We start from the raw sequence: 13,001 nt of genomic DNA, 5'->3' as shown, positions 1-13,001 counted from the left end.
ACCTCTGTAGCGCCCTGATGCAAAACAGTATACAGCCTCATTTATTATGACATATATCTTCAAGAAGACCAAGCGATATCCTTCTATCTTGGATCGCGGTCAAAGCCGAATGTGACGTTCGGAAGAGTACGGATTCTGAACAAAAAGTATATAAAACCGGCAATCAGCCAGCCGGCTCCAATCATGAGCGCATTTTTGCTGATGCTAAGCAGCAGCCAGCCGCAGAAAGAGGCTCCCAAAAAGGGCAGAACCAAATAGCGAAGCGTTTTTAAAAAGCCTCTTTCCTGTTTTCGAATGTAGTAATGGCCGATGACAGACAGGTGGACAAAAATGAATCCGATCAGCGCGCCGAAACTGATGAATGAATAGATGACCTCGAGTTCCCCGATCATGGCCGTCAATGAAATCAGCCCGATGAACATAATGTTAAACACCGGCGTCTTTAAAGTCGGATGCACATAGCCGAAAAAGCGTTTCGGAAGAGAGCTGTCCCGCCCCATCGCATACAAAAGCCTCGAAGCGCTCGCATGCGAAGAAAGCGAGGATGAAACGACAGCGACCATCGTGCCCGCCAAAAAGAAGGACTTTAAAAAAGCGCCTCCTGTATATAGGGCTATTTCCAGCGATGCCGAATCGGCATGCTGGAAGCTATCATAGGACGGATAGATTTGCTGCATCAAGTAAGAAATCGCCGTAAACAGCGTTCCGCCGATCGCTACTGTTAAAAAGATGGCTAACGGAATGTTCTTCTTCGGGTTGACCGTTTCTTCAGACATGGTGGAAATCGCATCAAAGCCAAGAAACGAAAAACACAAAATCGTCGCTCCTGATACAATCAGGGAAGGCTCGATATCAGAACGGAAAAACGGATCGGCTGAAACCAGCTCGCCCGTCCCGAGGCCGTCTGCGAGCCCGGCGATCATAAATCCGGCAAAAGTCAGGGCGACGATCACTTGAAAAGCGACGAACAGCCCTGTAATATTTGCGGTTAGTCTAATGCCTAAAATATTGACAACGGTAATCGATAAAGCGAGCAGAACGACCCAAAAGCCATGCGGCACTTCAGGAAAAGCCGCCGTCAAATAAGCGCTGCCGATCGCAAAATTGACCATCGGCAAAAATAAATAGTCTAGCATGATCGTCCAGCCGGCTAAAAATCCTGCGTGCGGATGAATGCTTTCATATGCATATGTATAAACCGATCCCGCTTTTGGATAGGCTTTGACCATGCTGCCGTAGCTCAAAGCGGTCAAAAGGAGTGCGGCAACAGTGAATATGTATGCCGCCGGAACGTGCCCCTTTGTCAGTTGTGCGACCACTCCGTATGAATCAAATACGACGAGCGGGTCCATATAAGCAAGGCCGATCACAACAAGCGGGCCGAGTGTAAGGCTTCGTTTAAGCGCAGTTTCGTTTTTCAATGACTTCTAAATCCCCTTATGTAAAAAATACAGAAATTAAGACATATTTTATCTGTTTTTTTGCGCTTGAGCAACTGTATAAAACCTCTTTTTTTCGTATAAAAATAGCAAATGTTGCAAACCCTTTGAAAAAAGGCAAGGAGTATGAAGGTATGGATATATTGAGAGGCTATGTTGAAGCCGTCAAAAGAAATATGGAGACGATGAATGCATCTGATTATGATGGAAAAGAAGAGGATCTAAGAAGACAGCAGGAAGAGCTCGAACGCTATGAACAACGGTTAAAAGAGAAAAGCGCTTCGGCCGATCGCTTTGATCAGGTAGTCGATGCCGCTGTAGATTGTGCGGCCGGCGATATTTCATTTTCACAGCTTGAACATATGTATCAGCAAGAAGGCAGCTAGCGTCCGGATCAGCGGACGCTTTTTTCGCGTTTCAGGATGATGCGGACAGATCAGCCTGGATAGCGAAATATATAGAAGCGAAAAAATCATGTACATGTGAAGGAGATGGTAAAATATAGTTTGAAAGGGGAGGAGCAATTTTGACTAACTATATTTGCACGACGTGCGGTGTTCAATATGACGCTGCTCCGAAAGAGCCGGCGGAATGCATTATTTGCAATGAAGAAAGACAGTATGTCAATCATTCAGGGCAAGCTTGGACAACGCTGGAAGAAATGAAGCAAAGCGGAAGGTTTCAAAACGAAATCGCATTGGAAGTAGAGCGATTATACAGTTTGACGACAACCCCCGAATTCGGCATCGGTCAATCGGCATACCTGATACAGGAGCCCGGTTTTAACTTACTGTGGGATTGTATCACATACCTGGATCAGCGGACGATTGAGAATATCGAGCGGATGGGCTGAGTCCAAGCGATCGCTTTATCACATCCGCATTATTATGCTGCACAAACGGAATGGGCTGAAATGTTTGATGCTCCGATCTACATTCATGAAGATGACAAACAATGGGTGCAGCGGCCGAGCAGCCGGATTGTGTTTTGGTCCGGCGATTCCCTCAAGCTGTCAAGCGGGTTGACCTTGCACAGGCTTGGCGGCCATTTTAAAGGGGGAGCGGTCTGCCATTGGGCAAACGGAAACGGAGGCAAGGGAATCCTCCTTTCAGGAGACATTATCCAAGTCGTTCAAGATCGCAGATGGGTGAGTTTTATGTACAGCTATCCAAATTTGATTCCTCTTCCTGCCGGCAAAGTGGAGCAAATAGCTGATCAATTAAAAAATGTTCCATTCAACCGGCTGTACGGCGCTTTTCGCCGCTCTGTGGAAAACCATGCCGGAGAACGTGTACAGCTGTCAGCCGCAAGGTATGCAGAAGCGCTTCAGGGAACGCTGTTTTCGACTTGATCTGTTCCCTGGCTATAAAACTTTTCAACCGGTATGTTTTGGTATATGATATGAAGGTAAAAGTTGCGCGGAAAAGGTGAAAAGCATGAGTGAGCACAATCAGGAAACAACAGAAAAACAGGTGCGGGCCGAGTTAGATGAAGAAACTTTATTTCTCGTTTCACAGACGTTTAAAGCGCTCTCAGACCCTACGAGAATCAAAATTCTTCATCTGCTCTCACAAGGCGAACATTCGGTCAATGAAATAGCAGAGAAGCTGAGTCTGCTGCAGTCAACCGTTTCGCACCAGCTCAGGTTTTTAAAAAATCTTCGTCTCGTTAAATCAAGAAGGGCAGGGACTTCCATTTTTTATTCTCCGGAAGACCAGCATGTCCTCGATGTACTTCAGCAGATGATCGATCATACACAGCATGACTAAAGCTTATGAAAAGGCAAACTCCACATCCCGAGTTTGCCTTTTACGCTGAGCGTTTTTCTTCGTTTCTTCCTTTTTTTAAAACAAAAAAAGAGAAACCGACATAATAAACGGCCAGTACAAAAAAACCGATCATCGTGGCCGGGTCCTGCGCAAAAAGGGCGCCGTACGCTGCTGAACCCCTGTTTGAAACCGCAGTCTGGAGCTGGCCGATCTCGGCGATCCGGTAAAGAAACCGGTATAAAAATAACAAAAGTACGATCAATTCAATCCATAAATGCGTTCTGAAATAAAGGATGCCGTCCCGATTTTCAATTGACACATGCTTCAGCGCATAGGCGGTCAAGATGAGTCCGAGCGCGATCCCAATCAGATCATAGAAGTATGATAAAGGGTGAAGTGCGCTCATCGTCAGCAGAAAAACGAAAATTCCCGAAAAGAGGATGATCCGGAACAGCATGCGTGCCGGCTTTAGAGGCTGATAGCCGACTGAGCGTTTGAACTTGATATAGACGAAGGACACAATGGCGAAAAACTGTAAAAAATAATATATGATGTTTTTAAAACCTCCTTTTTTAAGGAGTATATGTCCAAACTGTATAAATCGTAACAGGAAAAGTGATTTTCTAAATAATTGGGTGATGAGATCCCCTTTTTTGTCATGATATTCCAAAATGGTGTGTGCTTTAGAATGAAAATTGACAGCGTAAGATGAATGTGAGGGATCTGCGGTGAAAATTGACCGGCTATTGGCCATCGTGATTTTATTGATTAATAAACGCCAAGTGCAGGCAAAGGAGCTTGCCGGCATGTTCGAAGTCTCTGTCAGAACGATTTACCGGGATATCGAGGCGATCAACCAGGCGGGCATTCCGATTGTTACCTTACAGGGAGCGGGAGGCGGGATCAGCATCATGGAGCGGTTTCGGCTCGAAAATAAACTGCTTTCTGCAGACGAACTGGCTGCCATTACTACGGCTTTGGAAAGCGTTTCTTCGACGTATGAAGTCCTTCATCACGGTTCTGCCCTTGAAAAAATCCGGTTTCTCGTTTCCGAAGAAGAAATGCCGGAATTCCGCAAGAAAACGGAAAAATGGTTTGTTGACATCTCTTCCTGGGGAGAAAGTCCTGTCATCAAAGAAAAGATCCGTTTGTTGGATGAAGCGGCAGACAGCACGCGGGCGGTCTCCTTTACATACGTGAACAGAGAGGGGCAAACCGGAACAAGGAAAGCTGAGCCGCATACCCTCGTCCTAAAGGGAAGGCACTGGTATTTATATGCGTTTTGCCTGAAGAGACAGGCGTTTCGCTTCTTTAAACTGTTGCGTATGAAAGACGTGCAGATGCTTGAAGAAAAGTTTGAAAGAAAGGAAGTTGATCTGTCTTCACTTCCTTGGGAAACATCATGGTACAAACCGGACAATATGACCGAGTTGACCCTTCTCATTAAACCGTCGGGAGAGCCTTTGGCGAGAGAATGGTTTGGCTCAGAAGCTCTTACTTATGAAAACGGACAATGCGTGGCAACCGTTTCTTATCCGGAAGATCAATGGCTGTACGGATTTCTCCTCCAATTTGGAACACATATTGAAGTTCTCACACCTCCCCGCATCCGTCAAAAAATAAAAAACTTGGCTAATCAAATTGTACATTTATACGAAACCTGACACGATGCTGTCAGGTTTCTTTTTGTATGATGAAGAAAAAGGAGGAATGAAACATGGAACATCATGTTTGCCAAAGCTGCGGCATGCCGATGACAAGCGAACTTTTCGGCACAGAAAAAGACGGGGGGAAGAATCGCGACTACTGTATGTACTGCTATGAAAACGGAGCATATACACATCCGGATGCAACATTGAAAGAGATGATTGACATCTGTGTTCCTTATATAAAAGAAGAGGGAAAAACCGAGGCCGAAGCGAGATCGCTCTTGGAGCGGACGCTCCCTCATTTAAAACGGTGGGCGTCGGATACGCAAACGAAAGGCGGGCAGAGAAGATGAGCTTTTCTCATTTCGAAAAACAGAAGGCAAAGTTATTCAGCGGGATATCGACCGTGACAAGCAACCGGGATGAAGTATCTGAAAAAGGTAAAATTCCTTCCATGTGGAGTTTATATCGCGAAAAATTTCCGCATACTGAACGCCAGGACATTAGGAGAGACACGATCGCACTTTATTCAGATTATGAGACGGACGAACACGGGACATATACATTTTCAATCGGAACGTTCGTTGATCAGCAAGAAAAAACGGCCAATCTCATTTCGCTCCCTGCATCCGAATATGCCGTTTTTGTTTCAAAGCGGGGGAGGATCGCGGAGGTCGTGTTTGAAACTTGGCAAGAGATTTGGACATGGGATGAAAAAAATCTTCGTACTTATACCGGAGATTTTGAAGTTTATGATGAACAAGCAGAAAATCCCGAAAATGCCCAAGTTGTCATCTATGTTGCTGTCGATCGAAAAAAATAATGCTTGCAAAACTAATACCATTAGTTTTAAAATGAAAACTAACGGTATTAGTTTTTTATTTTGATCGAAGAGGTGAAAGCGATGAGGATTACCCGATTTGAATCGGTCTACCAGCTGACTTTTTTTCCGCGCCTATTTCCTGTCAACTGTTATTTAGCAGATGAAGAAGACGGCCTTACATTAATTGATACAGGGATTCCGATCAGCAAAACAGGGATTTTAAAGGCTGCGGATCATCTCCGTAAGCCGATTAAACGGATTTTGCTGACCCATGCCCACAGCGACCATGTCGGTTCGCTTGACGCGCTGTACTACAGCCTTCCCGGTGTGAAAGTGTCCATATCTGAACGGGATGCGCGTCTGTTAAAAGGTGATACAAAGATGCTGGAAGGGGAGCGCGGAACAATCAAAGGAGGCGTTCCGAAAAACATCAAGACAAATCCTGATATCCTTTTAAAGGAAGGAGACAGGATCGGTTCATTGCTGACTGTTTCATCACCTGGGCATACGCCTGGCAGCATTTCGTTTTTGGATGAAAGAAGCGGTCTTCTCATAGTCGGTGACGCGTACCATACGCGAAGCGGCATGACGGTATCAGGACATTTAAAGCTTTCATTTCCTTTTCCGGCTTTGGCCACGTGGGACAAAGAAATCGCTTTAGAAAGCGCGCAAAAGCTGTTAGATTTAAAACCGAAGGCGCTTGCCGCCGGCCACGGCAATCTTGTCCATGATCCGGTTCAAGCGATGACAAAAGCGGTGAACGAAGCACATATCAAATTGAACAGGAAAGGATGAAGAAATCGTGTCTCCACGAATCGGTTTGAATAAAGAAGCAGTATTGGAAGCTGCGGCATTTCTGGCTGATGAGGAAGGCATTCATGAAGTGACGCTTGCTTCTCTTTCCAAAAGGCTGAATGTCAAATCTCCGTCTCTGTACAATCATATAAAAGGATTGAACGACTTACGGAAAGAACTCGCACTTTACGGCTTGACGATACTTTATGAAAACATGGCTTCTGCTGTCCAGGGAGCCGAAGAGGATCAGGCTGTCAGCAGAATGGCTCACGCCTATGTCACTTTTGCCAAAAACAGGCCGGGGCTTTATGAAGCAACTTTTATTGCAATGCCTGATGAAGATGAACGGCTTGACGAAGCAGGAGACAGAATCCTCGCCTTGGTGCTTTCCGTTCTGAAAGACTATCATTTAGACAATGACTCCGCGATCCATGCGGTCAGAGGCTTGAGAAGCATCATGCATGGATTTGCAACACTCAGGCAACACGATGCGTTCGGTCTTCCTTATGATGTGGAAGAAAGTTTTGATTTGACAATCCGTGCCTTCCTAAAAGGCATCGCTATCTATCAGACCGAATAAACAAGGGAATTTTTCCTTAATTGTTTACATTTTTTCGAAAATTTAGTATGATTGTCGTATGGCTCTTCCATTTTTTGAGTCATAGGTATGAGAAGGCTTAACCAGCCATTAATTGCCTTGGCCTAACAGCCGAGGATTTTTTTATGTCGGCAAAGAGAGACTGGATATGCAAAAATTGGTTCACACATGATGTGTTCCATGTTATGCTGTTATTGTGAATATATTCACAAAAGGGCGTGCGCAATGAAAAAAACTCCGATTTACGTAGAAATATCTATCCAGACAGATATGGAGCGGCTATGGCGCTATACTCAAGATCCTGCCCTCCATCGGCAATGGGACTTGCGATTTACGGACATTACCTATTTAAAGCGCAGACCGGGTGAACCGCAAAGGTTTTTATACGAAACGAGAATCGGCTTCGGTTTAAAAATTTCCGGTACAGGAGTGTCTGTCGGAAACGTATATCAAGACACGGGAGACAGAGTCTCGTCACTCAAGTTCGCTACAAACCACCCGCTTTCTGTCATTCGCGAAGGCCGAGGATATTGGAAATACAGCGAAAGCGAAACCGGGATCACGTTTATGACACAATACGATTATGACACCCGTTACGGGAGGCTGGGCCGGCTTGCAGATAAGGCATTCAGGCCGCTCATCGGCTGGGCGACGGCCTGGAGCTTTGCTGCGCTGAAGATCTGGCTTGAAAAAGGACACCATCCAAGGCTGCTTTTTCAAAAAACATTGATCTATTGGCTCGTTTGTCTGCTGTTTTCTTTCGTCTGGATTTACCAGGGGCTTGTGCCAAAGCTCATGATGGTTCATCCTGAGGAAATCAGCATGCTTTCGACTTTCACGGGCGGCCGTTTTCATCCCGAAATGCTCCTGAAACTGATCGGCATGGCCGAGGTGATGGTCGGCGTGTTATGGCTTTATCCAGGTCGGAAAAGGAAGTGGTTTCTTTTGCATATCGCCCTGCTTGTGCTGCTTTCGGTATCTGCAGGAATGGCTGATCTCGCATCTTTTGCCCAACCTTTTAACCCGGTCGTGCTTAATGCCGCGCTTATCATCTTGTCCGTTGTCGGCTATGTGAGCGCTTGCGGCATTCCAAACGCGGGTAATACGATCAGAAAGAGGCGTTGATTTGGTTTCGATGTATGAACGGGTGATCGAGGATTTTCACCTTCTTCACCCAAAACTCAAGGAACGGTATCACCTCACCCAAGAAAGCGCGTTCAGAGGAAAAGGAGTGATGACGGAAATATCCGGCGGTTCGTACTGGATCAGGCTGTTGTTTAAAGCGGGAACGGTCTTCCGCTGTTTTTTTCCCGAAAGAGGGAGGAACATTCCGTTCACGATTGAAAATCACATTCGGCTGACGAAAAATGATACACCGGCAGCCGTTTGGAACAGGACTTTCTTTTTTCGTGATAAACAAAGGTATTTTGATGCTGTCATGATCTATGATGAAAGCCGGGGAGAAATCATCGACTATTTCGGACATCCGCCAATCTTAATTTCAAGCCTGCGGTTTAAGGCGGAAGCTGACGGATCACTGTCGATTACTTCTGTCAGACAATGGCTGCCTTTATTCAGTAAAAAGCTGCCCCTTACAAAGTGTTTATACGGTATTTCCAGGGTGAATGAATCGTATGACGAAGAAAAAGGCTGTTTTACGATTGATGTTCATGTGAAAAATCCGCTGTTCGGAACGCTGTTTGCCTACAGAGGAACGTTTAACAGGGAGGAGGAGATGGCATGAAATTCCGCCGCTTTTTTGTAAGCGTTCTTTGCTATGCGGTTTTTTTCGCCGGCAAAGCGCCGGACATCCCGCCAGCAGAGGCGCTGCTTTTATTAGCGATGCTATTTTTTGTTCCGGCCGCACTCGATCTTACTCAGCATGAAAACGGAATGTTTCGGCTGATCAGCGCGTGCTTTCCTTATGCGGCTTGTGCGGCTTCGTTATCCCTGTTGTTCCATTCCCCGCTTTTTTCAGCGATTTGGCTATGCTATACGGGGATGATCGCCTTATACGGCGTCCTTCGTCTCTGGGAAAGAGGAGGAAAGGGCCTTGAAGAGGCATCGATTGACAGCGGTCTGCTTTACCTTCCTTTCGGAGGGGGTTGGCTTTTTGCTTATACGCTGAATCTCCAGGTCATGGATTTCAGCCCGCTGATCGTGCTGCTGACAGCGGTGCATTTTCATTATTCTGCATTTCTCATTCCGATTTTTAATGGAATGCTCGGAAGGAAGCTGAAAAAGAAAGGCCTTTTTTATACAGCGGTGACATGGCTCATCATGCTGTCTCCGCTTTTCATTGCGGTCGGCATATCGTTTTCGAAAACCATTGATGTCTTCGCCGTTGCGCTGTATTTGGCGGCCATATACGGCAGCGGCTTTCTCGTCTCGATCGCGGCCTTCAAAAACAGCGCGGCTCGCCGCTTTGTGATCTTTTCGTCTTTTACATTGATGATTACCATTGCTTTTTCACTTATTTACTCTTACGGTGTTTATCGCGGCCGGCCGACTTTTACAATTCAGGAAATGATTTGGATTCACGGGCTTGTCAACGCTTTTGGCGTCATTATTCCAGCGCTGACCGGCTGGCGTCTTGAATCTCCTGAGCCGGACTGTGAAAGGAGGCAAGGCGAAATGATGAGCAACATTTACGGGTCATGGAGAATCGGAGCCGATTTTTTACAACGGCACCGATTACAAAGCGATTCGTCTTACCAAGGTCTTGCCGATGATATGAGCGCATTTCAGAGAAACGGATTTCAGCTTGAGACGGTTTCTCCTCTCATTCTCGATTTCTATGAGCATACTGCCGATTATTCGTTAACAGCGGAGATCGCCTGGCGTCCATGGTTTAAGCCGCTTGCGCACATGTATCAGCTGATTTCAAAAATGACAGGGCAAATTCATTTGGGGACAAAGACCGGGCGGCAAACGATGGAGGGCGAGATTATCGGTGTTGATTCAGCCAAAGACGGCAGGAAGAATGTGCGCGCCTGGGTCAGAACGAACGAGGAAGGCGAGACTGTGTTCGTGGCGCTTTATTCTGCTCATACCCATGATGACATCACATATATGAATATTGCACTGCCATTGCCGTTTTCCAATATGACAGGCATTTTAAAGCCGAAAGCAGAGGACGGCTGCCTGATTTTGACGAGCAGTGACAAACGATCTGACCGGGGTGATGAAGGCATTTTCCTTTCGACCGGAACAGGTACGTTTAAACTGCCGCTTGCCGAACGCTTTATCATCAAAGAGCAGGGACGAAAGAGGCTCTGCGCTCATCACTGCATGTGGCTGTTCGGCATACGGTTTCTCGACATTCAATATCATATTGAAAAAAAGGATTCTGCCGTCAATAGGGCGAAATTAGCAAAAGAAAGCTAGGCAAAAATCGAATCGAACTGGAGGGTATTTATGCTAAAAAACATTTTGCTTGAACAGTTTAAAGCATGCTTTAACGAAACGACTTGGTTTGTTTGTTTTCAAACGGCTTCCGCTGATCTTACGGAAAGCCAGGCAAGGCAAAAAGGGGAAGGTTCGGAAAATTCGATTTTAGAAATTGCCAACCATTTGATTTTTTACAACGAGCGCTATTTAAAGTGGTTTAAAGGAATTCCCGTTCCGGCTTTTGATTATACGATCGATGATACGTTTGTAAACAAAAGCGGACTGGGCTGGGAAGAAAGCCGGCAGGAACTGAATACGATCTATAACGAATGGATCGATGCGCTTTCGGCATGCGAAGAGAAGATGCTGAAGGAGCCGGCCCAGCATGATCCGCATTCCACCTGGGCGGAGATTTTGTCCCTTCTCATTCTTCATAACGCTTACCATCTGGGACAAATCGTCACGATCCGAAAACAGCAGAAATCGTGGGACCCTTCAAAAGGCGTCAACTAACGGTGTTGTCAGGCAAGATGGCGGCTTAAGGCGGTCACCCACCCTAAGCCGCAGTTCATTTTGCCTGGGTCAAGCTTCGATTATTGCTTTCAGGTGATAATAGGCGTCTTTTAGCCAGGGATGGACAACTTTCAGTTTATCTTTTTGTTTCCACAAATACTGAATATAAACAAACGCCCCGTGCTCCAGAGAAATTTCAAGCGCTTCACAAAGCTCCTTGATATAAGGCGGAGTCCCTGTCTGATCCCATTCTATTTTGTCCGCTGAAAACAGGACAAGGTCGAGCTGGGAGGGATTTTTTTTAAGCGTTGTATGGCATTCTATTGCATCTAAAATATCTTGATCCGCCACCTGAAACAGGTCCCGCGCCATCACTTTCGACAGTTTTTGATGGATAATCATCGGAAATATCCGTTCTTCGGGCAGAATATCAATACCGAGCGCCTCAGCAGCCGCAATTCTTTTTTCATTAGGGATGACACCGCTGATGTCATGCATAATACCGGCTATTCCCGCTTTTTGTGCAGGAACATGAAAACGCTTTGCCAATTCTTCCGCCGCTTTTTTCACTCTTATCGAATGTTCGGCTGTTTTTTCGTGGTTATGGCGTCTCAAAAATTCAAGGGCATCTGAACATACATCACCTGTGCAACGAACTTCCATCTCTATTCCTTCAATATTCATCAGAGATTCTCCTTTTTGAGGTTGTTTCATGATAAACAAAACACATTTGTTATCTGATTTTACCTTATCATAACATTGACAAATCCTAAAACATACCATTAAAATATTTTGTTAACCGGAAAATAAAAAGAAGGGACTGTCCATTGACTATGTCTGAACTGACAAAACAGCTGATCTATGATATGTATGTTAAACTCCTGCACCTGAACGAACAAAAAGCGGATACTGATCTCAAGGCATTTTTAAAGCAGGCGGCAGAATCTGATGTTAAACGGCTCCCGGGGAATATGACGACCATCCATGTCATCAGCTGTATCGGTGATGATGAACCGATTAATAATACAGGCATCGCCAAAAAAATGAATTTGTCAAAAGCAAATATTACAAAAATCAGTTCAAAGCTGCTGCAAGAAGGCCTCATTAAACGGTTTCAATTGACGGACAATAAAAAAGAGATCTACTTCAGGCTGACGCCCAGCGGAAAACAAGTGTATGAACTTCATGAAAAGCTCCATCAGCAAAAAGCGGAACAGTTTCAGAGGTTTCTCGATTCGTTTTCAACAGCAGAACAGGGAGCTATTTTGAAATTTCTTCAAGGTCTGACACTTATGACAGAAACGGATAGGAAACAATAATAATATTATGTTAACTTGAATGAGCGATTGACAAGAAACCCCTTCCAGATTATAGTTGAATTAATGAGTTAGTTATTCAGATAACTAAGAGGTGAAGTGAATGGCGAGGCCGAATGTGACTTCAAAAGAAACGTTAATTGAGGCAGCTAAGCGCCGCATTGCCGGACAGGGTCTGGACAAACTGACGTTAAAGGCGGTTGCTGAAGAAGCAAAGGTGACACAGGGAACGGTTTACTATCATTTCCGGACAAAAGAGCAGCTTGTGTTTGAAGTGGTCCGCGACCTTTGCCGCGCGTCGTGGGAACGGTTGAAAGCAAATGATAGACCCGCTGCCGAAAGGATAAAAGACGGATTGTCATCGGCGAAATCAAGAACACGGAAAGATGCGTATTACCATCAACTTTTTTTAGAATTAGCCGTTTTAGGTTTTCGAAATGAAAAGATAAACGAGCAGCTTGGAGAACTTCTCGAAGAGGAAAATGCGGTGTTGGCAGAACAGCTTTCCGAGATGTGGAAGCGTTCTCCTGTTGACGGGGTTTCTTTCAGCACGTGGGGCATTCTTTTAAACGCACTAATCGACGGTCTTGCTCTTCAGTCGCTGATGTCTTCGGGATTTTCCTCTGAAAAAGTCTACGGGGAATTAGAGGCGGTTCTGCAGATGCTGACGGAAACCGCCGTAAAACAGCATGGAGGGGAGTAAAGGGAG

General features: G+C 45.5%; 16 protein-coding genes and 1 pseudogene. 14 read left to right on the top strand and 3 right to left on the bottom strand.

Going from position 1 to position 13,001, the window contains the following annotated elements:
• Positions 1–83: 83 nt before the first annotated feature.
• Positions 84–1,421 carry an APC family permease gene (locus M1D59_RS11310; protein ID WP_023855703.1) on the bottom strand — a complete coding sequence of 446 codons (1,338 nt, stop codon included), beginning with the start codon at positions 1,419–1,421 and terminating at the stop codon, positions 84–86.
• A gap of 152 nt (positions 1,422–1,573) precedes the next feature.
• Here M1D59_RS11310 and M1D59_RS11305 point away from each other — a divergent pair, with 152 nt between their 5' ends.
• The 3 genes and pseudogenes from M1D59_RS11305 to czrA all read left to right on the top strand — a co-directional run bounded on the left by M1D59_RS11305 (position 1,574) and on the right by czrA (position 3,208).
• Positions 1,574–1,825 (top strand): YnfE family protein, encoded by a 252-nt coding sequence (locus M1D59_RS11305; RefSeq protein ID WP_023855704.1) that lies wholly within the window; start codon positions 1,574–1,576, stop codon positions 1,823–1,825.
• Between the two features lie 140 nt (positions 1,826–1,965).
• A pseudogene (locus M1D59_RS11300) lies at positions 1,966–2,790 on the top strand (hypothetical protein).
• Positions 2,791–2,875: 85 nt separating this feature from the next.
• Positions 2,876–3,208 carry a Zn(II)-responsive metalloregulatory transcriptional repressor CzrA gene (gene czrA, locus M1D59_RS11295; RefSeq protein ID WP_003182557.1) on the top strand — a complete coding sequence of 111 codons (333 nt, stop codon included), beginning with the start codon at positions 2,876–2,878 and terminating at the stop codon, positions 3,206–3,208.
• A 40-nt stretch (positions 3,209–3,248) separates the two neighbouring features.
• Here the strand turns inward: czrA and M1D59_RS11290 are convergent, their stop codons facing one another.
• The gene (locus M1D59_RS11290; protein ID WP_457981977.1) at positions 3,249–3,728 is read right to left on the bottom strand and encodes a sporulation protein; all 480 of its coding nucleotides are present in this window, start codon (positions 3,726–3,728) and stop codon (positions 3,249–3,251) included.
• A gap of 208 nt (positions 3,729–3,936) precedes the next feature.
• On the opposite strand from M1D59_RS11290, the gene M1D59_RS11285 reads away from it, so the two are divergent.
• From M1D59_RS11285 to M1D59_RS11245, 9 genes are all read left to right on the top strand, one after another.
• Entirely contained in the window at positions 3,937–4,872 is a 936-nt protein-coding gene (locus M1D59_RS11285) for a helix-turn-helix transcriptional regulator (RefSeq protein WP_145654376.1), read from the top strand.
• Between the two features lie 53 nt (positions 4,873–4,925).
• A complete protein-coding gene (locus tag M1D59_RS11280) occupies positions 4,926–5,210 on the top strand; it encodes a zinc ribbon domain-containing protein (protein ID WP_023855708.1) in 285 nt (94 codons plus the stop codon).
• Entirely contained in the window at positions 5,207–5,680 is a 474-nt protein-coding gene (locus tag M1D59_RS11275) for a GyrI-like domain-containing protein (RefSeq protein WP_023855709.1), read from the top strand. The genes M1D59_RS11280 and M1D59_RS11275 overlap by 4 nt, the downstream gene beginning before the upstream one ends.
• 81 nt (positions 5,681–5,761) lie before the next feature.
• Positions 5,762–6,475, top strand: a complete 714-nt coding sequence (locus M1D59_RS11270; protein ID WP_035338584.1) for an MBL fold metallo-hydrolase — start codon at positions 5,762–5,764, stop codon at positions 6,473–6,475.
• A 7-nt stretch (positions 6,476–6,482) separates the two neighbouring features.
• On the top strand, positions 6,483–7,055 hold the full coding sequence (locus tag M1D59_RS11265; protein ID WP_023855711.1) for a TetR/AcrR family transcriptional regulator: 573 nt from the start codon (positions 6,483–6,485) through the stop codon (positions 7,053–7,055).
• 243 nt (positions 7,056–7,298) lie between these two features.
• Positions 7,299–8,198, top strand: coding sequence for a DoxX-like family protein (locus tag M1D59_RS11260; RefSeq protein ID WP_020451751.1), 900 nt, complete (start codon positions 7,299–7,301; stop codon positions 8,196–8,198).
• 1 nt (position 8,199) lies between these two features.
• Positions 8,200–8,817 carry a DUF4166 domain-containing protein gene (locus M1D59_RS11255; RefSeq protein WP_026579579.1) on the top strand — a complete coding sequence of 206 codons (618 nt, stop codon included), beginning with the start codon at positions 8,200–8,202 and terminating at the stop codon, positions 8,815–8,817.
• Positions 8,814–10,460 carry a YndJ family protein gene (locus tag M1D59_RS11250; RefSeq protein WP_458117422.1) on the top strand — a complete coding sequence of 549 codons (1,647 nt, stop codon included), beginning with the start codon at positions 8,814–8,816 and terminating at the stop codon, positions 10,458–10,460. Before M1D59_RS11255 ends, M1D59_RS11250 begins: the two co-directional genes overlap by 4 nt.
• A 30-nt stretch (positions 10,461–10,490) precedes the next feature.
• Entirely contained in the window at positions 10,491–10,976 is a 486-nt protein-coding gene (locus M1D59_RS11245) for a DinB family protein (RefSeq protein ID WP_020451748.1), read from the top strand.
• 69 nt (positions 10,977–11,045) lie between these two features.
• Here M1D59_RS11245 and yqeK read toward each other — a convergent pair whose 3' ends face one another.
• Entirely contained in the window at positions 11,046–11,660 is a 615-nt protein-coding gene (yqeK, locus tag M1D59_RS11240; RefSeq protein WP_023855716.1) for a bis(5'-nucleosyl)-tetraphosphatase (symmetrical) YqeK, read from the bottom strand.
• A gap of 149 nt (positions 11,661–11,809) precedes the next feature.
• On the opposite strand from yqeK, the gene M1D59_RS11235 reads away from it, so the two are divergent.
• Both M1D59_RS11235 and M1D59_RS11230 read left to right on the top strand, forming a co-directional pair.
• Positions 11,810–12,295: a MarR family transcriptional regulator gene (locus M1D59_RS11235; RefSeq protein WP_041817221.1), complete on the top strand. Its 486-nt coding sequence runs from the start codon at positions 11,810–11,812 to the stop codon at positions 12,293–12,295.
• Between the two features lie 100 nt (positions 12,296–12,395).
• Positions 12,396–12,995, top strand: a complete 600-nt coding sequence (locus tag M1D59_RS11230; RefSeq protein WP_020451745.1) for a TetR/AcrR family transcriptional regulator — start codon at positions 12,396–12,398, stop codon at positions 12,993–12,995.
• Positions 12,996–13,001: the final 6 nt, after the last annotated feature.

Source organism: Bacillus sp. PK6-026 (assembly GCF_054161455.1).
Note: the sequence above shows the minus strand (reverse complement) of the source record. Positions and strands in the feature narration are given on the sequence as shown.

What these genes read in the sequence shown, in the direction of transcription:
- M1D59_RS11270 (WP_035338584.1), top strand. Translation starts at nt 5,762, where the DNA reads ATGAGGATTACCCGATTTGAATCGGTCTACCAGCTGACTTTTTTTCCG.
- M1D59_RS11245 (WP_020451748.1), top strand. Translation starts at nt 10,491, where the DNA reads ATGCTAAAAAACATTTTGCTTGAACAGTTTAAAGCATGCTTTAACGAA.
- czrA (WP_003182557.1), top strand. Translation starts at nt 2,876, where the DNA reads ATGAGTGAGCACAATCAGGAAACAACAGAAAAACAGGTGCGGGCCGAG.
- M1D59_RS11230 (WP_020451745.1), top strand. Translation starts at nt 12,396, where the DNA reads ATGGCGAGGCCGAATGTGACTTCAAAAGAAACGTTAATTGAGGCAGCT.
- yqeK (WP_023855716.1), bottom strand. Translation starts at nt 11,660, where the DNA reads ATGAATATTGAAGGAATAGAGATGGAAGTTCGTTGCACAGGTGATGTA.
- M1D59_RS11235 (WP_041817221.1), top strand. Translation starts at nt 11,810, where the DNA reads ATGTCTGAACTGACAAAACAGCTGATCTATGATATGTATGTTAAACTC.
- M1D59_RS11260 (WP_020451751.1), top strand. Translation starts at nt 7,299, where the DNA reads ATGAAAAAAACTCCGATTTACGTAGAAATATCTATCCAGACAGATATG.
- M1D59_RS11305 (WP_023855704.1), top strand. Translation starts at nt 1,574, where the DNA reads ATGGATATATTGAGAGGCTATGTTGAAGCCGTCAAAAGAAATATGGAG.
- M1D59_RS11280 (WP_023855708.1), top strand. Translation starts at nt 4,926, where the DNA reads ATGGAACATCATGTTTGCCAAAGCTGCGGCATGCCGATGACAAGCGAA.
- M1D59_RS11275 (WP_023855709.1), top strand. Translation starts at nt 5,207, where the DNA reads ATGAGCTTTTCTCATTTCGAAAAACAGAAGGCAAAGTTATTCAGCGGG.
- M1D59_RS11250 (WP_458117422.1), top strand. Translation starts at nt 8,814, where the DNA reads ATGAAATTCCGCCGCTTTTTTGTAAGCGTTCTTTGCTATGCGGTTTTT.